Origin of the sequence: Paenibacillus rigui, from assembly GCF_002234615.1 — a bacterium.
GTDB lineage: Bacteria > Bacillota > Bacilli > Paenibacillales > NBRC-103111 > Paenibacillus_S > Paenibacillus_S rigui.
The window spans coordinates 1-22,398 of sequence record NZ_NMQW01000061.1; the positions used below are offsets into that span (position 1 = coordinate 1).

Below are 22,398 nucleotides of genomic sequence, written 5' to 3' on the forward strand. Positions count from 1 at the left end.
GGGGCCACTGAAAAAGTTACGGCTGCATGGACGGATCATTCTTCCGATCGCTGTTGTCCCCGGATTTTATCCATTTCAACCCGCTTATAGCGGTCAAAATCCGGGGACAAAGGCGAACGCTTACGTTTCTTCAGAACGATTTCGTCCACTCCGCCCGTTTTTCAGTGGCCTCCTCCCAGGAGAATGCCCTTTTTATTTTTCAGATCCACTAACTGACCGTCTTGGGACGCTCGATTCGCTGCAGCCCCGGCCATCGGAAGGTTGCCCATTCCGGCTGATATTTGTCCACACGAGCGACAACGACCGTCATATCGTCATAAATCTCGCCATGATGGTAGCGCACCACCCTCTCCAGCAGCATATCGGCATATTCCTGCGGCGAATCCGTTTCAATCTCCGACAGCACCCGCTTCATCCACAGCTCTTTATTGACCGCGTGTCCAGGTGCATCATAGATCCCATCGGTCATCATGATCAAAATATCGCCTGGCTGCAGCGGCAGGCTGACCAGATCCACATCAATATCATGCAGAATACCGACCGGCAAATTATTAGCCGTAATCGGAAACACTTCATTCCCCCTCTTAATGAAGCTAGGCGTCGAGCCTATTTTCAGAAAAGTCGTATGAGCCGTATACATATCGATCAAGGCCACGTCCACCGTGGCGTACATTTCATCGGAGGAGCGCAGCATCAGCACGGAATTGACCGATTTGATCGCCAGCTTCTCATCCATACCAGACTGAAGCAGCTGCTGCAAAATATTCAGCGCCGCACTGCTCTCCGCACGCGCGCGTTCGCCATTGCCCATCCCGTCGCTTAGCGCTACCGCAAACTTCCCGTTGCCAAGCTCGACTGTACTAAAGCTGTCTCCGGATAATAGATCCCCCCCTTTGGCTGCACCGGCAATTCCGGTCTCCACCTCGTATTCCTTGGCCGATCCGAACACGACGGTGCTATACCCCTCCTTACGTTCGAGCATCTGCTCATTTTTGACCGCAATATGCTCTCCTAAAATTTCGGATAACAGCGGAGCGATGATTTTACGGCACTCATCGAAGCCCTTCGTATATTGATGGATAATTTCAATCTCCACATTCCCTTCATCCAGACTAATAATATCAATGGTGTGTATTGATAGCCCCAGCTCCTCCAAAGCGCTGCGAATTTGCTCCTCCTGCATGAACAGCTCTTGACCTTCCCTTTTAATTTCCTTGGCCAGATCCTCCATCACCTGGGATACCCCGAACAATTGTTCTGCGACCAGCTGCCGGCTGTCGACAATTTGCTTTTTCCAATGCTGATCGTTCTGATACAGGTTGTACTGCTGCTTCATCACCTCGAGTACCTGATCGGGCTTAATACACTGCTTCTTCCACTGCGGGAGAATATCTTTACGCGTCACATGCTTCTTGACCTCCACCTCCGTCATCATATCCGTCATGAATTTATAGGTTTGATAAAATTTTTCATCCCAGCACTGCTTTCGCTTCCAGCAATTGGCGCATGATTTCTCGGCAACCGAGTTCATGAAATGGCCGACTTCCTCCTCCTTCTGCATCGGCTGCACATCAGCCGTAATTTGCTTGAAGCTTCGGGACAACTGCCGGAATACTTCGGAGAATTGCTCTACGCGGCCGGCGGTAATATCCCGGACACGCTTCGCATAATCGTGCTGCGACTTCAGGTTTTCCTGAGTCCCCGGCACATACTTGGCCAGCATCTGAATCATCACCCTAGGCGTCAGAAGGAACAGCAGCACCGCAGCCACCGACTCCCAGGTCGAATTCATCACCTCCGCCTGATTGCCTATATAGATAGAGAGGATAGAGGAACCTAACAGCATACCGAGCGATACCGCCCACCGGTTCCCTTCCTTCAGCAGTCCTGCAAGCATTCCCGCAAATGCCAGCAGGCTCATTTGGTAAATCGCGCTGGAGTTAGCCAAGCTCAGGATCAAGCCGGAAATGACACCGACCGAGGCTCCGAGCGGCGCTCCGCCGACCAAGGCGAACATAAGAATCAAATAGCGGGACAGAACGTGCTCCACCGTAACCGGGCCCAGCGTCCAGCCGACCGTTCCCGTCATCACCGATGCCAACAGAATGATGAGGCAAATAATTTCTTCATTTTTGAGACTGTAGTTTTTGCGGGATAGCGTGAATACGGGAACCGCCTGCAAAAAGATATGAGTCAATATAAGACTCAGCATAGATTCCACCGCTGTCATCATAAACGTATACCAGCTTAAGTCTGTGGAGACCAGGTGGGAAAACAGCTGAACGAAGAAGGTTGAGGTGAACACGATCACAGGGGCAAAAGAAATGTCCGATCGCTCGAAGCGTTCGATTCCTTTTTGAATAAACAGGATGACAATGATTTCGGCGGCGATATACCCCGTATGCTGGGGTGCGGCGGAAAAAAGGCTGCCTGCAACAAGGAATAGGCCTGTCCATACGAGCAAATCTCTGCGTAAGAAATACATGACAGCGAAGAAGGCTACGGCAAAAGGGGCCAGCTGATCCAGAATCATCGCTCTGCCTAATAGAAAAGACATGAGAAGAAGCAGAATAGACCACTTCTTAGCAACGACTGACTGCACCAAACGGTTCTGTACGACGACATCGTCCATTCCTTGCTTTGTCTTCTGACTCCAACGACTCCATACGGCTCCAACAGGATTCATTCCTAATTTTCTTAGCATATTTTCACAACACCACCCATAGACTATTAGTGTTCTCTAGTATAGGGGCAGCAACGTATAAAGTTTGTCATAATCCGTGGGCAGGCCAAAAGTTTTTTCCGACAAAAAAAAGATGCCGCTTCATCATGAATTAAACCGCCAGCACAAAAGATTGTAAGCGCTAACATAAGAAAAACGAACCAAGGCCCCTTACTCCGATCCGACGGAAATAGAGGTCGTCCCTGCACTGTTGCCGTTACATGCTGTCGATTTTATCCTTTAAATTTAGTGAAACGACACAACCCTTAACAAACTCAAGCATCCCCCGACAAAAGGTTTCAATTGTTCCACAGCAATACGCCCGGTCTTTACGTAATGCCGTCGAATAGGACACTCACTCGTTCGCCGACATCTGACAACAGCCCGACAGACAAAAAAACACCCCGTCGGAAGCTCATTCTCGACAGGGTGTCTTCTGTTATGTTCAATAGCGGCGAAGGGAATCGAACCCCCGACCTCACGGGTATGAACCGTACGCTCTAGCCAGCTGAGCTACACCGCCACAACAAGCATGAGTATATAACAGGCTTGCCCGGTTTGTCAAGCTATTCGCACATCTTCTATACGTTTCCCCGTCTCCGTGAGATCGACTGCCATCCTAGCCGGTTATTGCACCGTTCTTGGTTTACGAATGACTACAGTAACAGCCGTTATAATCAGAAGTCCGATGGGCAGTCCCGCATAGCTGGCTTCCCCATTCATCAAGTGAGTCACGATAGCCCCAATCATGATAATCGCCAATAACCCCGCCGCATAGCGCGATACTCTAGGAACAAACAGCGCTACGGCCGCTGCGATCTCCCCCATGCCTAACAGCACTCGAAACCAAATGGCATAACCGTACTTTTCAAAGCTTGCGACTGCCTGATCCGCTCCTGTCACTTTTGAAAAGCCCTGCATGATGAAAAGAGCAGCAACAGCCGCTAAAATGAGGTAGCCCAGTGCAACTAAAATCTTCTTCATTACGATCCACTCCCAACAAATAAATTAATTAGTTATTAATTATTTGTTAGTATATAATAGTAAGTAACTTTAATCAAGTATTTTTTTCTGCGCATATAAAAAGCCGCAAGAGCAAAACCTGCTCTTGCGGCCTGGCATTCTATTATTAATCGCGTCGAGCGCCGCGGCCTCCGCGTTTCCCTTCCGTATTCTTCTTCAGGGAGGAGATCCGCTCTTCGCTGTCTTTCAAGAAGCGCGACATTTTATCTTCAAAAGTTGCTGGAGGTTTGCCTCCACGGCCTCCACGGTCTCCGCCTCGGCCACCAAAGCCGCCACCGCCACCACGAGGGCCACGATCGCCGCCGCCAAAGCCGCCTCCACCACGTGGACCACGATCGCCACCGCCGAAACCGCCGCCGGAGCCACCACCACTTGGTCTATCAAAACGAGCGGGCCTCGCTGCTTCCACCGGTTTATCTACCGCTTGCTTAATGGATAAGCCGATTTTGCCGTCTTTGTCCACATTAATCACTTTAACGGTAACCATGTCGTTTAGCTTCAGATGATCATTGACATCTTTAACATAGTTGTCTGCTATCTCCGAGATGTGCACAAGTCCGGTACCGCCCTCAGGTAGCTCTACAAAAGCCCCAAAGTGAGTAATGCCCGTTACTTTGCCTTCCAGCTTGCTGCCCACTTCTATTGCCATAAAGTAAAATGTTCCTCCCTTAAATAATTAACAAAACCCTGACAATGCAGATTATAACGTACTGGCTGCAATACGGTCAACATGAAGGTTCGAGGAATACGCCCCTCACCTTATTTCTTCTGCTCCTTAGCCACATAGAATAAGGTTTCCCCTTGCTTCACATAGTGCAGCTCTTTTCGAATTTTTTGTTCTACGTACTCGGGATCGTTCAATCTGGCAATTTCGCGCTGGGCATCTTCATGGGCTTGCTGGGTTTCTTTCAGCTTTTGTTCCAAAAGGGCCGCTTTCTCGCTTCTTGCATTCAGTTTACCGACTTGATTCCACAGAGTCACGCCTGCCCAGCTCATGAAGCATGCAAGCACAATCATGACCAAACGGCGTCTGCGAAAAGAGCCTTTGTTATGTGATTTTGCATCCTTAATTACACTTGTCGTGGGTACAGCCCGCATCTACTGTAAAATCCTCCTACGTCCGATCAAAACAACCTGCGAAGCCATGTCGCGATTGTCTGACCTGATTTCTTCACCCATACCGGAATATGAAGCCATCTGCCTAACGGCCTGATCAGCCAAATAAGCAGTCTCCAGACAGGATATAGTAATTGTAACATAACTTTGTAAAGGAAAATAGCTATCGCAAGTAAAAAACCTAAAAATATGACAACAGCCCTATACAGCCAGATGACTGGCGTAATAACAAAAATTTCAACAATTCTTTTTATTACCCGGATTGCCGCCTTCGTGAAACGGATCAGCCATAAAATAATTTGGATTACAGTTGCGCTAAAAATCAAAAAGTACAGCAGCACTCCAGCCAGCAAGCCGATAAAAATAAACATCCGCACCTGCCCGAGATTACTTTCATAAAGCAGCTTGAACACCAATAGCGTTCCGACGATCCAGAAAAAGACGTCCAGGAGGTAGTAGGCATAGCGGGGAGCCTTGAGCTGGCCGGCAAGCACCCGATACAAGTCGAAAAGTCCGCCTAACGATAACCCCCCTAGAAACATCATGCCCATCGTGACAAATTGGACTTGAAGCGTCACTTAAACAGCTTGCCCAAAAATCCTTTAGGCTTCCCTTGGGCGTTAGTATCCACGTAGGCCAGCTCGTTGACTAATCCTTCAATCGCAACCAAACCCTGTTCCAGGCTCAGGTTTTTAATGTGCAGATTGGAACCCTTGATCATCAAAAAACCGCATTCGGTCTCCAGCAAAAACTCTTCGCTGTCGAAGCTTTCCACGTTCATCACGCCGGATACCTCAAGCAGCTTACGGTTGAGCATCTTGATTTCCTGCCGTTTGACTTTTCCCTGCTCGATTGGCATTGGTTGACCCTCCCTGGGCGCCTTGTATTTATGGGAAGCTCGGCCAGGATAACGAAGCTCCAGGTAGTATAACGGCCTCCGGCTTCTGTTGAAAACGGGTTCTAGTCTATTTGTTTAAAAGAGGTGAGAACCCGTTTTCAAAGGAAGCACGTAAACTCTACGGCCATTATACTACCTTCCGCCAGTTCATCTTGTACAAGGAGCACGCCATAAACACAAAGCTTGTTTACTTAAAAATATGGGAGCAGGACAAGGATTAGAACTATAAATTAACCCGGCTCAACACAGGCTATCTGCATGAAGACCATCGGGATGCAATAGGTTAGTCCGGTATATACGACAAAAGAGACCTAAGCCTAGGCCTCAGTCTCTTTTGTTTGCCAAAAATCAGTTTTGGGATGCATCTCTTCCTTCAACAGCGTGTACATGTTCGCCGCATCTTCCTTACGGGTCGATTCGGAAAGCTGTTCTACCCTGACGGTTACGCTCTTTTGACCGAACTGGATTTTCAGCTCGTCGCCTACCTTCACGGCACTGCTCGGTTTTGCATCTCTCCCGTTAATCCAGACGCGTCCTTGGTCGGAGACGTCTTTGGCGACAGTACGCCGCTTGATCAACCGGGAAACCTTGAGGAATTTATCAAGGCGCATTATTTTACCGCTTCTTTAAGCTTGTTACCTGCTTTGAAAGCCGGAACTTTGGATTCAGGAATCGTGATTTCTACGCCTGTTTGAGGGTTACGGCCTGTACGACCAGAGCGCTTGCGAGTTTCGAACGTACCAAAACCGATTAACTGAACTTTATCGCCAGTGGACAATGCTTCAGTTACTTCACCCAGGAAGTTGTTCAAAACGGTTTCAACGTCTTTTTTCGTCATACCGCTTTTTTCAGAAATATTGTTGATCAAGTCTGTTTTGTTCATGGATACATTTCCTCCTCAAAATAACACTAATGCTATGTATTCTTTGTTATTCAGGAAATTCCTGCTAGTCCGTGTCGATTTATAAAACTTTTTTTGCTTCCTGCCACAAAGATTCCATCTCTTGTAAATCAGTTTGGTCAAAATTTTTGCCGTTTAAACGCAGCTGCCGCTCAATATAGCCAAAACGCTCGAAAAATTTGCGATTGGCGCCAGACATAGCTTCTTCCGGCTCAATCTTCAGAAAACGGGCCAAATTTACGACGGAAAACAACAAATCCCCCAGCTCTTCCTGCTGTTCTTTTCTGGAAAATTCCGCTATCGCTTCCTTTAATTCCTTCAGCTCCGATTCGACAATTTCCAACACATCCTCCAACCGGCTCCAATCAAACCCGACCGAAGCGGCTTTCTTCTGAAGCTTGTAAGCCTTCATCAGCCCCGGAAGCTCACGCGGAATGCCGGAAAGAAGAGGCAGCTCGTCAGGATCAATGCCCTTGCTCCTTTTCTCTTCCAGCTTGATCTCCTGCCAGTTGGCAAGCGCTTCCTCCGCGTCCTCCGCATTTTTACTGCCGAACACGTGCGGATGACGGCGAATCAGCTTTTCGTTGAGTCCGGAGATGACGTCCAGTACTGTAAAGCCGCCTTCCTCCGCTTCAATCTGGGCATGCAGCATAATTTGCAGCAGCAAGTCTCCCAGCTCCTCAGCCATATGCTCCGTGTCATCCTCATCGAACGTTTCCAGTACTTCATAAGCTTCTTCAATCAAGTTTTTGCGCAGGGATTGATGCGTCTGCTCACGATCCCATGGGCACCCCTCCGGGCTGCGAAGGATGGCCACAATCTCGTGGAGACGGGCAAAGGTCCGATTGCGCAGCCGATCCTCGTCCGAACGCGGAATCCAGACAAGCGACAAGTTGCCGTAATCCTGAAGGTGATCCAGCTCGTACAGCGGAATGCGGTGAATCCGTTCCTCTCCCGCCACACCTAACGCATGGCCTACGACAACCTCGAAATCATCGGGATACAGCTCCATCAGCGTAAGCTTCACATCGGAGGCGGTAAACGTATCGTATACTTGTCCGATGACGATATGGAGCTGAGGATTGAGGCTGTGCACCGACAAATCCGTGCCGTTCAGCAGCTGGAAGCCCTCAATCGGATCAAAGCCAAGCCGCAGGAAGGCTTGATCGAGAAAGCTTTCGCCTCCTAAAAGCTGAAGCTGCACACCTGCAGCCGGGCAGCGGGCTTTCAGCAGCTGAACTGTCATCTCCGCGACCATCGGGTGCCCCGGGACGGCGTAGACGATCTCGGCTTGGGCCGCAGCGGCCTTCGACAACAGCTCTCCGGCAATCGCTTCGTACACCTGCTCGAAGGTGTCGTTGCCTACGTACAGGTTATCGAATGATTCGTAAGCGATGTTATGGTTGCGAAGCATATTCACCATAGGATGTTGATCGGTGCGAAGATAAAGAGAGCCCGTCGACGACTGAAGCTTTTTCCAAATGCCCAGCGTCAATTGATCTTCATCACCGGAACCCAGACCGATGACGGTAATTTGGGGTTGCATGAATAGATCCGCCTCCTTCAACGATTATGTATAAGTTAAAAATTTAGCTCGTGCTGCAGGCCCATACCATCGGCCTGCAATGAACGCGCAGGTTGGCATCGTGAAAAGAGCTGTGCTACGGCAGCAGCCGCAGCTTGCGCAGCAGCGGCAGCGCTCTGCGGCCGAGCTTCGGCACCCGCTCCAGCTCGGCCGCGGTGACGACGCCTGCGCGGAGCAGCGCGAGCGCGTAGACGGCGGCGCCTGCGGCTACGCCCGCCAGCGTCACCGCCACGGCGAGGCCGCGCGGCGGCAGGGCCGCGCCCAGCGCCGCCAGGAGCGGCGGCAAGCCGCGGGTGACGGCCAGCAGGCCGAGGATCATCAAACCGATGCCAAGCATCGGTTTGATGACCGCGCGGCCCGGCGCCGGCCGGATGCCTGCGGCGCGCAGCGCATGCGCCAGGGCGAGCCCGCCTGCGAGCGCATAGGCGGCCACCGCCGCGGCTGCGGCGCCATCGATGCCCCAGCGGGGCACGAGGGCGGCGTTCGCCGCGATCTTGGCCGCCGCCGCGGCGAGCAGGTACAGCGCCGGAGCGGTGACGGCGCCGAGGCCCTGCAGCACGCTGGACGCCACGATGTTCAGCGTGCTGAACAAGGCCGTGAAGGCCAGAACGGCCATCGCCCAGGAGCCGTCATTGCTTTTATAAAACATTACGTTCATCGGTTCCGCCAGCACAGCCATCCCAACAGAAGCGGCTAAACCTATCAACCAGGTGATGCGCAGGGAGAAAGCCGCTACCCTCCGCACCCCTGCCGCGTCCCCCTTCTGGAGCGCATCCGCAATCCCGGGCACCAAGGCGGCCGACATGGAGGAAGCGATCATCGCAACCAACTGCACAAGCGGCCAACCGTGATTGTACAGCCCGAATTGGTAAAGAGCCTCAGCCTCCCCCAGTCCATGATCCGTGAGCAGCCTTGGAATCGTAAATGAATCGACAAGCGTTAGAATAGGGAGCGCGACAGAGCCCAGACAAAGAGGCAGCGCATAGGCAAGCAATCTGCGGGCAAGGCTCCAGGAGCTCTCCCTCCCCCCAGCAGGCCTTGCAGCTGTGCTATGTACCCCATTTCCAACGTCTTCGCCCTTCAGACCTCCGTCACGCTGCGCTCGGCGATCCTTTTGCCAATAATAAAGCATGACCCCAAGCCCTGCTACTGCTCCGGTTACGGAGCCGAAGGTCGCTCCCGCGGCAATCCATTCCGGCCCATACCCCCATTGCATGAACAGCAGCAGCAGGCTGAACATGGTAGCGACACGGACCGTCTGCTCGACAACCTGGGAAACCGCCGTCGGAAGCATGTTCTGATGCCCCTGGTAATAGCCTCTAAGAGCCGACATAACAGGAACAAGCAGTAAAGCGAAGGATACGCTCCGAATCGCCGGGCTCGTCTGCCCAGCCCCCATCCAAAACGCTATGCGATCTGCGCCAAAATAAAGCAGCAAAAAGAAGATAAGACCGGAAACCGCCAGTATCGCTGTAGCTACACGGAGCACACGCCGCGCTTCGCCCGCCCGCCCCATCGCCACCTGCTCGGAGACAAACTTGGACACAACCAGTGGAAACCCGGCTGTCGCCAAAAACAAAATCAAAATATAGAGCGGGTAAACTGCATTATAAATACCGAATACCCCGTCACCCGCCAGATTTTGCAGCGGAATTTTTTGCATCGTGCCAATCAGCTTCGAGACTACCGCAGCCGCCCCAAGGACCGCCGCGCCTCTTAGCAAGCTCAAGCCTGCCCCTTGCTTCTGACGGTTATGAACCTGAGGCTTCTCGTCCATCCATCATGTCATCCGTTCTATTGTTCAATTTGTGCCTATCATTGCTTCTCCCTGTAATCTCCATCATTATATAATAACGCTTCAGGTTAAGAAAGTATTTGCAGAGCCCTTCAAACACAGGTTTGTTCCTCCCGCACAACAAGAAATAGCCTCCCAACCCCGCATCCCCTAGGAATCCGTCATGTCAGGAAGCATATTTCTTGCATCTCGCTTACGCACCTGCTACTGCTCCATTTGCTTGGCCAGAAAGCCGGCTGCAGTCTCCGCCATCTTCATTTCCATCTGCCCCATCTTCACCGCTTCATCCTTGTTCAGCAGAATGACCGCCCCGATAGGATCCCCGCCCGCTATAATCGGGGCGATGACGTATGCGGAATAAGTTTCCGCAACATCCTTGCAAATCTCGTACTGCCCTGCGCCTGTTTCCATTGAGGTTTTCCGGTTTTCCATGCAGGTTTCAACCAAAGAACCGATTTGCTTTTCCAAGTAATCTTTCTTGGAGCCCCCCGCTACGGCAATAATCGTATCCCGGTCGGAAATCATGGTGATATGGTTTGTGCTTTCAAATAAAGACTCCGCATATTCCTTCGCAAAATCCCCCAATTCACCGATCGGGGAATACTTTTTCAAAATCACTTCCCCATCGCGATCCACAAAAATCTCTAGCGGATCCCCCTCGCGAATCCGTAAAGTACGGCGAATTTCCTTAGGGATAACCACTCTTCCTAAATCGTCAATGCGACGAACGATTCCAGTTGCTTTCATGTTTCTAGATGCCTCGCTTTCCTTGAAGAGTTAGATACGACTGGATAGCAATGGTTTATACAATGGAGGGAATTCAATTAGTAACCATAGTATTCATCGATTCCCAGTGGCTTATACATGTGTTGCTGTCGACGTCGAGCGTGTCGGATATGTATTGTCGTGACGTCGTTGATTTCATTATGTCCATATTTGAGAAATAAAAACAGGGTACCCAATGGGGCACCCTGGTAATATATTACTTGGCTGGTGTTTCGGTTTTTGGCGCTTCTGTTTTCGGTGCTTCGGTAGCCGGAGCATTCGTTTTCGGCGCCTCTGTAGTAGGTGAAGCCGGTGTTGCTGCTGCCGGCGGATTGGCTGGAGGCTGTGGAAGCTTATTCGACTCGATTAAAGTCGGCAATTCCTTTTCTACGAAATCGTAGATTTGGGGCTCAGCCAATTGAGAACGAAGATCTGCCTTCACATCGTCGAACGTTTTGGTTTTTCTCGTTTCCACCTTCATGATGTGGTAACCGTACGACGTTTCCACCGGATCGCTAATTTGGTTCAGAGGCAGTGTTGCAGCCGCGTTCTTGAATTCAGGCACCCATTGGGAAATATCTACATTCTCATACTTGCCGCCTTTGTCCTTAGAGCCGGGATCATCGGAATATTCCTTGGCTAGTGCCACGAAATCGCCGCCGTTTTTCAGCTTGTCCTGTACTTCTTTTGCACGTTTAAGCGCATCTTCCTTGGAACGGCTTTCTTTGCCTGTCGCAGGATCGGACGTTCCGATCAAAATATGACTCACTGTCGCCACATCGTATGCATTTTTGTCAGCGGCCAGATTCTTATCATACGCTTCCTTCACTTGCTGATCGGTTACCTTGCTTTCCATAGCAGCAATAGCCTGCATACTGCGGGTTACAAAGTCCTCCACATCCTTGGTTGCCAGATTCGCATCCTTCAACTGCTTGTCCAACCCGCCCTCTTGGGCGCCGAAATAGGTCTTGATCTGCTCGATTTGGGCTTTGGCCTTTGTGTCAGCCTCTGCTTTGGCTTTGTCGTCCGCGCGGGAGGACAAAATTTTGAACGTCACGAGCTGTTTCATCATGTCCTGCTGGAAGGCAGGATCGTCTTTGTACTGAGCGTATTCTTTATAGAAAAAAAGATTCACGTTGAGGAAAGTATCGAATTCGCCGCGCGTTACTTTGCCGCCGTCTTTATACGTTACGAGAACCTCCTTGGCATCGGCTTTCGTGGTGGCGGCAGTTCCTGCGTCGCCCTCCGCTTTCTTGCCGCAGCCGGCTGCCGTAAGGATCGTCATTACAGCCAGAACGGCTATAAGCCCCTTACGAACTTTCTTCCAATTATTTGACAGCATCTAGTAGTTCTCCCTTCGCTTTCAGCGCTTGCTTGTATTGTACCAGAAACTTCTCCAATAAATCGATGGATTGTTCTGGCTTAAGACCTTTCCCCTTGACTTGAAAATGAATCTGCGGTCCCGGAATGAGCTTCACACGCCCGTCAAACTCGCCTGCCACCTGAAGCAGCTTTTGTCCATCCAACCGGCTCGTTTGATCGACATGCATTTTGATCTCATAATCCGTTCCCTTTTGCGAGATCGTCTCAATGCCATAGGCGGAACCGTACACCTTCAGCCTGGCAACGGCCAGCAAATGATGCACCGCCTCCGGCAAATCGCCAAACCGGTCGACTAGCTCGTCATGCAGTTCCGCAGCTTCCTCCAACGACTTCACGGCGGCAACTTTTTTGTAAATTTCGATCTTTTGTACACTATCGTAAATGTAATCCCCAGGAATATACGCATCCAGCTGGATGTCCAGCACCGTCGTCCAAGGCTTCGCCTCCGCCGGCTCCTCCCCGGTAATTTCATGCTTGCGCTTCGCAATCTCTTCGGCAAGCATTTGGGAATACAGATCGAACCCTACCGAAGCGATGAAACCATGCTGCTCGGCACCTAACAGGTTCCCTGCTCCACGGATGGCCAAATCCCTCATCGCAATTTTAAACCCTGATCCAAGTTCTGTAAACTCTTTTATAGCTTGCAGACGCTTCTCCGCCACCTCCGTCAGCACTTTGTCCCGCTGATACGTAAAGTATGCGTACGCAATCCGGTTGGAGCGGCCTACCCTTCCGCGAAGCTGGTACAGCTGGGATAAGCCCATCTTATCTGCATCATGGACAATCAGTGTGTTTACGTTCGGAATATCTACGCCTGTCTCGATGATGCTCGTGCTGACAAGCACGTCGAACTCCCCGTCAAGGAAATCGAGGATCGTTTTCTCCAGCTCCTGCTCCGACATTTGCCCATGCGCCACCGTCACTCTCGCATCCGGGACGAGCATCGAAATTTGTTCCGCCATCTGGTTAATGCCCTGAACGCGGTTGAACAAATAGTACACTTGCCCTTCCCTGGCCAACTCACGCTCTACGGCTTCGCGGACAAGCGCATTGCTGTGCTCCACTACATACGTCTGCACCGGAAACCGGTTCTCCGGCGGCGTTTCGATAACTGACAAATCCCGAACGCCGAGCATCGACATATGAAGTGTACGCGGGATCGGTGTCGCCGTCAGCGTGAGCACATCGACATTGGTCTTTAACCGCTTCAGCTTTTCTTTGTGCGATACGCCGAACCGCTGCTCCTCATCCACAATGAGCAATCCAAGATCTTTGAACTTCACATCGGAGGACAGCAGCCGGTGCGTTCCTATCACCACGTCAACCGTGCCCGCCTTGATCCCTTTCATTGTCTCGGATTGATCCTTCTTCGAACGGAATCGGCTCAGCACTTGAATGTTAAAAGGATACCCGGAGAAGCGCTCCCGGAACGTCTCGTAATGCTGCTGCGCCAAAATGGTCGTCGGCACGAGCACCGCTACCTGCTTACCGTCGATTGCCGCCTTGAACGCCGCCCGGATCGCAACCTCAGTCTTGCCGTAGCCCACGTCGCCGCAGAGCAGCCGGTCCATAGGACGAGCCTTTTCCATATCTTCCTTGATCTCACCTATCGCCCGCAGCTGGTCCGACGTCTCCTCATAAGGGAACATCCCCTCGAACTCCTGCTGGTACGTGCTGTCCGAATTGAAGGCATACCCCGTCGTCGCCTGACGATCCGCATACAGCTTGATCAGGTCGTCCGCAATATCTTGAACCGACGTGCGAACCTTGCTTTTCACCCGGTTCCAGTCCGCGCCTCCAAGCTTGTATACCTTCGGTTCCTTTTCTTCAGAGCCTACGTACTTCTGAATCAGATCGATTTGATCGATTGGAACAGAGAGCTTGTCGCCGCCCGCATACAAAATGTGCAAATAATCTTTATGAATGCCGTTGATTTCCAGTGTGCCGATACCGACAAATTTTCCGATCCCGTGATTGACATGAACAACATAGTCGCCCACCTTGAGCTCTTGGTAGCTTTTGATCCGCTCGGCATTTTCGATCTTCTTCTCTACTTTGCGAGCCTTGCGCTGCTTCTGGGTAAACATTTCCCCTTCGGTAATGACCACCAGGTGGATATTCGGCAGCTCAAACCCCGCCTGCAAATTGCCGTTAAGAATCGTAGGCTCTTCAATGTGATAATCCGCCAGCACCCGGCGAACCCTCTCCACACGCTCTTCCCCGTTCGCCAGCAAAAGCACTTGGGCGTTCGACTTTTTCCAACGCTCCATTTCGGATTTCAGCACGTTCATTTGTCCGTGGAAATTTTGCATCACACGGCACATGAAATTCACAATATTTTGCGGCTGTGTTTGCGGTACCTGGCGCAGAAACAACGACATATACAATGTCGGATACGGCTTTCGCTGCAGCAGCGTATCATATGATTTAGACAATACAAGCGAAGGCATGCTTTTCCCGTCGGCAAGGGACATGGTCGTCCATTCCGCTTCGTCCCGCTCCAGCTGCTTCGCCGTCTCCAAGAGACGCGCAGGCTCGTCGATCAGCAGTACTGTATCCTTCGGCATATAATCAAGCAGCGTTTGCCGTTCGGGGTAAATCAACGAAATATATTTAAACAGCCCCGGGGTATACTGTCCTTCCCGCATGCTTTCGATCTCGTGGCCGATCCCTTCGAGCAAACGATCCTTGGCGGCACGATCCGCCATTTTCTCCAGCTGTGCCTGTAAAAGCTCATAGGCGTGCCGGGCCGCTTCTTGTAACCGTTTTCCATCCGCAATAATCTCACGGCATGGCGTAATGACCAGCTCATTTATTTTATCCATCGACCGCTGATCCGCGATGTCAAACGTACGGATCGAATCGATCTCTACGTCAAACAGCTCTACCCTGTAGGGGTATGCGGACGCCAGCGGATAAAAGTCGATAATCCCGCCTCGGACACTCATCTCTCCCTTGGCCTCGACCCGCTCAACCCGCTCATAGCCAAGGTTCACCATCTGACCGATGAACGATTCCATATCCAGGCTTTGCCCGACCTGGATTGGCAGCTTGGCTTCCGCAATGATCTCCTTGTGAGCTACAATCCGACGCATCCCTGCATAAGGTACGACAACGATACCGCGGAACCCTCCCGCCAACCGGGTCAACGCATCAATCCGCTGAGCCAGCATTTCAGGGCTGGCCACCGCCGTTTCCGCGGCGAGCAATTCCTGGGCAGGGAACAAAACGACCTTGTCGCTTGGCAAGCATTCAATCAAATCTTCGAAAATTTTCTGCGCTGAAAACATGTTGTGCGTCACGATAAACAAGGGCTGCTGTAATTCCTCGTAAAGAGCTGCAAGCATGACTTGCCTTGAGGAACCGGACAACCCGGATATTAACTGTTCCCTCATCCCGGATCGGACACCCGTAACGATGCTCTGTAATTCAGGATCCGCGGAGAACGCTTGGATTAAAGCTTGCAAAACCGTACACCCCTCTCACCCATCAACAAAAGCTTCCGCTGGGAAGCTTGAACTCTTTCTTATAAACGGCTACAAGGAGCTGACACCATTTACGGGTGACGCCCCTTTTCTCTTTACCTATATCACTGTGTGTCCCGAAAGGACACCCTTCTTGTTCATGCACCTGTATTCATCCTATGGAGTAGCATTGGGAATCAGAATGGAAGCATCCGTTCCCACACTCGCAAAAGAGCCCAGGACTCATAAAAGCCTAGGCGGACAGGTCAATGCCAACGTTCCGATTCACATCATTGCAGCGGACTCGTAAGCAGAGAGAGCTCCGGGTTATGGTCCAGCGCCTCCTTGCAATAGTCGCACACCACTTTGACCGTAACATCCCCATTCGGGTTATACGATATTATACTCTGACGCTCCTCAGGGGTCAAGAAATGGAAGCCTAACAGCTCCTCACTGACTTGCGATTGGTCCAGCTGCCCGATCTTGGTTTGGCAGTGCCGGCAAATATATTGAATCGCCATGGGCCTCTCCTCCTTTTCCTTCATTATGACCCAAAAAGGAGGATTCTAGCCTACTCTATCCTACAAAAGCGAACGCTGACGATTCCGAGCACGCCTCTTTCCTTATTCACCGGACTTTTCGCGGTAAACCTAAACATTAAATTTGGCCATCGTCTTCTCAAAGGCGTTGTCTAATGCGTGCTCCATCGCTTCGCACGTCGTATCGAGCAGCTGCGGCATCGTCTTAAACTCCTCCTTGGAAAAGTTCGACAGCACGTAATCCGCAATATTGTATCCTGGAGCAGGGCGATTGATCCCCATCCGGATACGTTGAAACGACTGGGTCCCCAAATATTGGATGGCCGATTTGATCCCGTTATGTCCACCCGCGCTGCCTTGGTAGCGCAAGCGGATCTGCCCGTATGGCGTATCCAAGTCATCATAGACGAGAATAAGATCCTCGATAGGCGCTTTATAAAAATCCATGAAGGCCCGGATCGATTCCCCCGATAAGTTCATATAAGTCATGGGCTTCAGTAAATAGACCTTGGTGCCCCCCACATTGCCTTCGCCCAGCAAGCCTTTGCATTTATTTTGCGAAATTTTAATTCCATGCTTTTCGGCAAACCGGTCCAGCGCCATAAAACCAATATTATGCCGAGTCGATTCATACTGCTTGCCCGGATTGCCTAAACCTACAAACCATTTCACGAACTGTCCTCTCCTCCCAAGCATTCCGCTGCTTTATGAGCATCAAAAGGAGCGTATCGAACCTAAAAGTTCGACACGCTCCCAACAAGGTGCGTCTTCTCTATCAAACTAACCCGTACGGGCAATTAGACCTGACTCGTTTCCGCTTCAGCCTGAGCTTCCGCTTTCTGCTCGGCTTCTTCCGCCGTATCCGGTTCAACCGCTTCTTTTTGCGGTGCCAGAATCGTCACAAGCACATCGCCCGGATCGGACTTCACTTCAATGGCATCCGACACCTTCAACTCGGATACCAGAATATTGCTTCCAAGCTCCAGTGTGCTGATATCGACTTCAATCGAATCCGGTATTTGTGCAGGCAAGCAGCGAATCTCAATCTCATGATGCTGGATTTGCAGGATGCCTCCTTCCCGAACGCCGGCAGCCTCTCCTACATAATCCAGCCGAACCGTCGTAGTGACGGGTTCGTCCATGTTAATTTGATGAAAATCGACGTGAATGACATTCCGTAGAATGGCATCACGCTGCACCTCATTGATCATGACAGGCTGTTTGCCCCAAGCCGGCACTTCCATCTCAATGATGGCATGCGGATTGGTGCGCAGAACGGCCGTCAACTCCTTTTCATCTATGACGATAGGCGTGTGTGTAATTTTCTTCCCATAAACAACAGCTGGAATTTTCCCCTTCGTACGAAGTGTTTTTCGCTCCGACTTGGTCAAGCTGCTGCGCTGTTCTGCTTTCAATGTTGCCATGGGTACTACCTCCTTCAATTGGGTCGGTGATGCGAAACCTACTAGTACTTTACCCAAAAGAAGGAGAATCCAATCACTTCTGCTCCTGCGCCAGCTTTTTCTTCGCGCTGAATTTGTTGCGGAGCTTCTCGGCGTAGCCCGGTTTATTCACCTGACGCTCACGCGCGATCGCCAGATCATTATCACCTACATTTTGCGTGATAGTAGAGCCGGCGACGACATAAGCTCCCTTACCGATCTTCACCGGTGCGATGAGATTGACGTTGCTGCCGATGAAGGCATTTTCCTCAACTTCTGTCAGCTGCTTGTTAAAGCCGTCATAATTGACGGTGATTGCGCCGCAGCCGAAATTCACGTTTTTACCAACGACCGCATCCCCAATGTAGCTTAAATGCGATACCTTAACATCGTCCGCCAGCGTAGCGTTCTTGATCTCGACGAAATCGCCGATTTTGACATGCTCCCCAAGCTTAGTCCCCGGACGCAAATAAGCAAACGGCCCCACCGTCGTCTCATTCCCAACTACCGCTTCATTGATCACGGAATGTACAACCTGTACCCCGCTGCCCAGCGTACTATTCGTAATATCAGCCTGAGGTCCGATGATCGCATCTTCGCCAATCTTCGTATTCCCCTTCAGTACCGTTCCCGGGTAAACTATTGTATCCGAACCGATCTGTACGTCCGCTTCGATGTAGGTGCTTGCCGCATCAATCAGCGTGACCCCATTCAGCATATGGCCGCGGTTAATACGCGCACGCATTACCTGCTCCGCTTCGGCAAGCGCCACACGGTCATTAACCCCCAGCGTCTCCATCGCATCTGGTGTACAGTAGGCTTCCACGACTTCATTCTCACCGACCAGAATGCTGATGACGTCCGTTAAATAATATTCATTTTGGGCGTTGTTGTTCGTCACCTTACCCAAAGCCTCGAACAGCTTACGGTTATCGAAGCAGTACATACCGGAATTGATCTCCTGAATTTGCTGCTGCTCTGCCGTGCAATCCTTTTGTTCAACAATAGCCGCCAGACGGCCTTCTTCGTTACGTATAATCCGCCCGAGCCCGAAAGGATTGTCCATAATAGCGGTCATGACCGTAGCCGCCGCGCCTTTATCCTTGTGAAGCTGAATCATATCCATGATCGATGCGCTTGTGACCAGCGGCGTATCGCCGTATAAAACGACCGTGATGCCTTCTTCGCGCGCCAACAGCTCTTTCGCTTGAAGGACTGCATGTCCTGTGCCGAGCTGCTGCTCCTGCATCACATATTCCGCACGATCTCCAAGATAGGATTTAACCGATTCGGCGCCATGACCGACGACAACCACGGTTCTATGCGTCTCTATTTGTTCCAGCGCATGTACGACGTGACCTACCATCGGCTTACCGCACACCCGGTGAAGCACCTTGTATAATTTCGACTTCATCCGCTTCCCCTGTCCTGCGGCAAGCACGATTCCCATGATGTTCAAACGATCCAGCTCCTTCTAGTAAAAATAATGGTTCTTTTATAAAGGTTCGTAAGTTATGTCTATTTTATTATCGTATGCAGACCCGTCTTCCCTGCACTCAATATATATGAATTTGAGCAAAAAGAAAAGAGAGCCCACTGCGGCTCTCTTGCGTTTCCATTAAGCACCCTCCACGATGACTTCCTCTTCTGTTGCCGCACGATCGTATTCAGCCAAGACAGCAGCTTGGATCTTCTCACGTGTGGTAGAAGAGATCGGGTGAGCGATATCCCTGAACTCCCCATCCGGTGTGCGCTTGCTTGGCATAGCTACGAACATTCCGTTGTTACCGTCAATCACACGAATGTCGTGGACCACAAATTCGTTATCGATGGTAATGGAAGCAATGGCTTTCATTCTTCCCTCGGAGTTAACCCGACGGAGTCTAACGTCTGTAATTTGCACTAGTGTTCACCACCTTTTCCCATCTCTAAGACTTGGGATATAAAATTCCACATTTTAGTGCAAATTCCTTCTTTGTTTTAAGCAAATTTGTATAATTTTATAAATAATTGATTAATTTAAAATTATTCGACAACTATCGTTGCGATCAGCTCAATTTCGACAAGAACGTCTTTAGGCAAACGAGCAACTTCGACAGTGGATCGGGCAGGTTTATGCTCCCTGAAGTAGGAAGCGTAGATTTCATTCACCTTGCCGAACTGGTTCATATCCTTAATGAATACGGTTGCTTTGATAACCTGTTGAAAAGAGGACCCCGCATGCGACAAAACCGCTTCCAAATTGCGGAACACCTGATGCGTCTGCTCCTCAATGCCTCCTTCTACAACAACCCCGTCCAAGTTCAATGGAATTTGCCCAGAAGTAAAGAGCAGGTTGCCGAACTGCACGGCTTGCGAATAGGGACCGATAGCCGCCGGGGCTTCATTCGTTGCGATTGGTTTTAACGTCATTTTCGATTCACTCTCCATCATGAAAATAATTACCTGGTTCAACTGTAATTTGCTTTGTTTTCGGATCAACCGCAGACAGCTTGGCTAATGAGATATAATCCTCAACCAGATGCTCTTCCACCTCACCCGATTCTACAAAAACGCCTACCCCTTTGACCGTTGCCTTAAATTCCTGCAGCAGGTCCATCATCCCATGCACCGTTCCGCCTACACGCATAAAGTCATCGATGATCAGCACTCTGGATTCTTCCTTCAGAGCACGGCGGGATAGGGACATCGTTTGAATCCGTTTGTTCGAGCCGGATACATAATTGATGCTTACCGCCGAGCCTTCCGTTACCTTATTGTCCCGCCGAACAATGACAACAGGAAGATTCAGAAAAGAAGCCGTCGCATAGGCGAGCGGAATCCCTTTGGTCTCCACTGTCATAACAACGTCGATATCTTTGGCAGAAAAAGCAGTGGCGAACATTTTCCCTACCTCATTCAAAATAAACGGTTGTCCCATAATATCCGACATGTACAGGTAACCGCCCGGAAGAATGCGCTCAGGCTGCTCCAGCTGACGGCAAATCCCTTGAATAAACTGCAAGGAAGCCGCTTTAGATACTTTAGGAATAAATTTAACGCCTCCGGCCGCACCGGCCAATGTTTGCAAATCCCCAAGTCCCTCTTCCTCAAACACTTCTTTAATGATCGCCAAATCTTCGCTAATGGACGATTTAGCCGAATTGTATCGATCTGCGAATGTTGTTAAAGGAATTAGCGTGTGGGGGCGAAAAAGCAAGTACTGAGTCATTTCGACCAATCTTGCACTTCGTTTTAACTTTTTCACGGATGTACCCCCTATCGTAAAATTGCATAAAAACCCGAATAATATAATGAAAATATACCATTTTTATACGTATTTTTTCAAGATGTTCATGAAAATTATTCTGACATACATGTGACACCAATGTGACTCGCCACTAGTTCCGCCCTGACCCGTCGTTACCCAAACCGCTCCTGGTAGCGATCCCATATTCCGAACGAAAGCACTCCAGTTCCGCGGTCCTCCGTGCATAGATGGCTCTCAACGGCTCGACTCGGCACGTTCGGCATTGAGTATGGATTGGAGCTTAACCCGCTAAAGCTAGGTGAGCAGCCGTACTGCATACACGTCTTTGCAGAACCCCCGAAGCCCGTTGTAAATTCTTGCTACCTTGGCTTCCTTGGACACCAAACCGAAGACTGTCGGTCCGCTCCCGGACATCAGCACGCCGTCCGCACCAAGCCGAACCATACACTCCTTCAGCTGACGCACTTCCGGATATAGCTCTAGCGTCACTTCCTCCAGCACATTGCCCAAGCGGTCGCACAGCCAATCAAACCGTTTCTGCCTAATCGCTTCCACGATGGCACTCGTAGATGGATGATGCTGTATTCCGGCGGCGCGCAGCTTCCCATAAATTTCGGAGGTGGACACGTTAATTGGCGGCTTAGCGAGGATAACCCAGCATTGGGGCGGCGCCTCAATCGCTTCCAGCTTTTCACCGCGTCCCGTCGCGATGGCCGTTCCTCCCGTTACACAAAAAGGCACGTCAGAGCCAAGCTCTGCACCTAGCCTCTGAAGCTCCTCGACAGGGATGCCAAGCTTCCACAGCCGGTTCAGCCCGCGCAGCGTCGCGGCAGCGTCACTGCTTCCCCCAGCCAGACCTGCGGCTACCGGTATCTTTTTATCCAAATGTATGTACACGCCCTGTTTGACGTCATAGCGATCTTTGATTAATCGAGCGGCCTGAAAGGCCAAATTTTTCTCATCGAGCGGAATGTAGCCTGCTTGAGAGGAGATGATAATCGTATCGCGCGGCAGCTCCTGCATTTCAATGCGGTCCGCCAGGTCCACCATCGTCATGACCATTTCCACTTCATGGTAACCATCTTCTCTTTTACGGAGAACATCCAACGATAAATTAATTTTAGCCGGCGCTTTCTCAAAAACTTTCATAGGACACCTTCTTTGCAGCTCTATTCTATCCCCTAATACTATACCAAAAAAGAAACAAAAAAAAGCTAAAGCCACGCGCTGCGTGCTCTAGCTTCCGTTCAAGCTGCTTTCTAGTACCTCGGCGGTTGCTGCGGAGGCTGCTGCCTGGAAGCTTGCTCAGCAATTTGTATCGCTCTCTTTACCATATTGCCCGCATCCTTCGTACGTATACCTCCCCAGCCTTCCCGTTGTACCGTATCGTAAAAACCCAGGTCCTTGGCAAGCTCGTATTTGAAATTCTCCGACATGACTCCACGGTTTCTGCGTGACATGTGCGCTGTCTCCTTTGCGGTAAGATAGTCGTAGTATGCCCTCCGATTATATTTC

General features: G+C 50.7%; 22 protein-coding genes and 1 tRNA gene. All 23 read right to left on the reverse strand.

Annotated elements, in window-relative coordinates; all coding sequences use genetic code 11:
* Window positions 1-208 precede the first annotated feature (208 nt).
* The 23 genes from spoIIE to CF651_RS30090 all read right to left on the reverse strand — a co-directional run bounded on the left by spoIIE (window position 209) and on the right by CF651_RS30090 (window position 22,343).
* Window positions 209-2,704: a stage II sporulation protein E gene (gene spoIIE, locus CF651_RS29980; protein WP_094018540.1), complete on the reverse strand. Its 2,496-nt coding sequence runs from the start codon at window positions 2,702-2,704 to the stop codon at window positions 209-211.
* A gap of 467 nt (window positions 2,705-3,171) precedes the next feature.
* A tRNA-Met gene (locus CF651_RS29985) sits at window positions 3,172-3,245 on the reverse strand.
* Window positions 3,246-3,349: 104 nt separating this feature from the next.
* Entirely contained in the window at window positions 3,350-3,706 is a 357-nt protein-coding gene (locus tag CF651_RS29990) for a DoxX family protein (RefSeq protein WP_094018541.1), read from the reverse strand.
* A 145-nt stretch (window positions 3,707-3,851) separates the two neighbouring features.
* Window positions 3,852-4,394, reverse strand: coding sequence for a S1 domain-containing RNA-binding protein (locus CF651_RS29995; RefSeq protein ID WP_094018542.1), 543 nt, complete (start codon window positions 4,392-4,394; stop codon window positions 3,852-3,854).
* 110 nt (window positions 4,395-4,504) lie between these two features.
* Window positions 4,505-4,843: an FtsB family cell division protein gene (locus tag CF651_RS30000; RefSeq protein ID WP_094018543.1), complete on the reverse strand. Its 339-nt coding sequence runs from the start codon at window positions 4,841-4,843 to the stop codon at window positions 4,505-4,507.
* Window positions 4,844-4,869: 26 nt separating this feature from the next.
* Window positions 4,870-5,439, reverse strand: coding sequence for a spore cortex biosynthesis protein YabQ (yabQ, locus tag CF651_RS30005; RefSeq protein ID WP_094018544.1), 570 nt, complete (start codon window positions 5,437-5,439; stop codon window positions 4,870-4,872).
* Window positions 5,436-5,720, reverse strand: coding sequence for a sporulation protein YabP (yabP, locus tag CF651_RS30010; protein ID WP_094018545.1), 285 nt, complete (start codon window positions 5,718-5,720; stop codon window positions 5,436-5,438). Before yabP ends, yabQ begins: the two co-directional genes overlap by 4 nt.
* Before the next feature lie 356 nt (window positions 5,721-6,076).
* Complete coding sequence (locus CF651_RS30015) at window positions 6,077-6,370, reverse strand: RNA-binding S4 domain-containing protein (protein ID WP_094018546.1); 294 nt, start codon at window positions 6,368-6,370, stop codon at window positions 6,077-6,079.
* The gene (locus CF651_RS30020) at window positions 6,370-6,642 is read right to left on the reverse strand and encodes an HU family DNA-binding protein (protein ID WP_094018547.1); all 273 of its coding nucleotides are present in this window, start codon (window positions 6,640-6,642) and stop codon (window positions 6,370-6,372) included. Before CF651_RS30020 ends, CF651_RS30015 begins: the two co-directional genes overlap by 1 nt.
* A 79-nt stretch (window positions 6,643-6,721) precedes the next feature.
* Entirely contained in the window at window positions 6,722-8,206 is a 1,485-nt protein-coding gene (yabN, locus tag CF651_RS30025; RefSeq protein ID WP_094018548.1) for a bifunctional methyltransferase/pyrophosphohydrolase YabN, read from the reverse strand.
* A 115-nt stretch (window positions 8,207-8,321) separates the two neighbouring features.
* Window positions 8,322-10,022: a polysaccharide biosynthesis protein gene (locus CF651_RS30030; protein WP_094018549.1), complete on the reverse strand. Its 1,701-nt coding sequence runs from the start codon at window positions 10,020-10,022 to the stop codon at window positions 8,322-8,324.
* A gap of 222 nt (window positions 10,023-10,244) precedes the next feature.
* Window positions 10,245-10,787, reverse strand: coding sequence for a stage V sporulation protein T (gene spoVT, locus CF651_RS30035; RefSeq protein WP_094018550.1), 543 nt, complete (start codon window positions 10,785-10,787; stop codon window positions 10,245-10,247).
* A 235-nt stretch (window positions 10,788-11,022) separates the two neighbouring features.
* Window positions 11,023-12,147: a peptidylprolyl isomerase gene (locus CF651_RS30040; RefSeq protein WP_094018551.1), complete on the reverse strand. Its 1,125-nt coding sequence runs from the start codon at window positions 12,145-12,147 to the stop codon at window positions 11,023-11,025.
* Window positions 12,134-15,655 carry a transcription-repair coupling factor gene (gene mfd / locus CF651_RS30045; RefSeq protein ID WP_094018552.1) on the reverse strand — a complete coding sequence of 1,174 codons (3,522 nt, stop codon included), beginning with the start codon at window positions 15,653-15,655 and terminating at the stop codon, window positions 12,134-12,136. Before mfd ends, CF651_RS30040 begins: the two co-directional genes overlap by 14 nt.
* Before the next feature lie 287 nt (window positions 15,656-15,942).
* Complete coding sequence (fin, locus tag CF651_RS30050; RefSeq protein ID WP_094018553.1) at window positions 15,943-16,173, reverse strand: anti-sigma-F factor Fin; 231 nt, start codon at window positions 16,171-16,173, stop codon at window positions 15,943-15,945.
* A gap of 129 nt (window positions 16,174-16,302) precedes the next feature.
* Complete coding sequence (gene pth, locus CF651_RS30055) at window positions 16,303-16,863, reverse strand: aminoacyl-tRNA hydrolase (RefSeq protein WP_094018554.1); 561 nt, start codon at window positions 16,861-16,863, stop codon at window positions 16,303-16,305.
* A gap of 125 nt (window positions 16,864-16,988) precedes the next feature.
* Window positions 16,989-17,615, reverse strand: coding sequence for a 50S ribosomal protein L25 (locus CF651_RS30060; protein ID WP_094018555.1), 627 nt, complete (start codon window positions 17,613-17,615; stop codon window positions 16,989-16,991).
* A gap of 73 nt (window positions 17,616-17,688) precedes the next feature.
* Window positions 17,689-19,092 carry a bifunctional UDP-N-acetylglucosamine diphosphorylase/glucosamine-1-phosphate N-acetyltransferase GlmU gene (gene glmU / locus CF651_RS30065; protein WP_094018556.1) on the reverse strand — a complete coding sequence of 468 codons (1,404 nt, stop codon included), beginning with the start codon at window positions 19,090-19,092 and terminating at the stop codon, window positions 17,689-17,691.
* A 159-nt stretch (window positions 19,093-19,251) separates the two neighbouring features.
* A complete protein-coding gene (spoVG, locus tag CF651_RS30070; RefSeq protein ID WP_028551906.1) occupies window positions 19,252-19,536 on the reverse strand; it encodes a septation regulator SpoVG in 285 nt (94 codons plus the stop codon).
* A gap of 122 nt (window positions 19,537-19,658) precedes the next feature.
* Window positions 19,659-20,045: a RidA family protein gene (locus tag CF651_RS30075; protein WP_094018557.1), complete on the reverse strand. Its 387-nt coding sequence runs from the start codon at window positions 20,043-20,045 to the stop codon at window positions 19,659-19,661.
* A gap of 7 nt (window positions 20,046-20,052) precedes the next feature.
* On the reverse strand, window positions 20,053-20,880 hold the full coding sequence (gene purR, locus CF651_RS30080) for a pur operon repressor (protein ID WP_094018558.1): 828 nt from the start codon (window positions 20,878-20,880) through the stop codon (window positions 20,053-20,055).
* Window positions 20,881-21,177: 297 nt separating this feature from the next.
* Window positions 21,178-22,032, reverse strand: a complete 855-nt coding sequence (ispE, locus tag CF651_RS30085) for a 4-(cytidine 5'-diphospho)-2-C-methyl-D-erythritol kinase (RefSeq protein ID WP_094018559.1) — start codon at window positions 22,030-22,032, stop codon at window positions 21,178-21,180.
* 110 nt (window positions 22,033-22,142) lie between these two features.
* Window positions 22,143-22,343: a small, acid-soluble spore protein, alpha/beta type gene (locus tag CF651_RS30090; protein ID WP_094018560.1), complete on the reverse strand. Its 201-nt coding sequence runs from the start codon at window positions 22,341-22,343 to the stop codon at window positions 22,143-22,145.
* Between the last annotated feature and the right edge of the window lie 55 nt (window positions 22,344-22,398).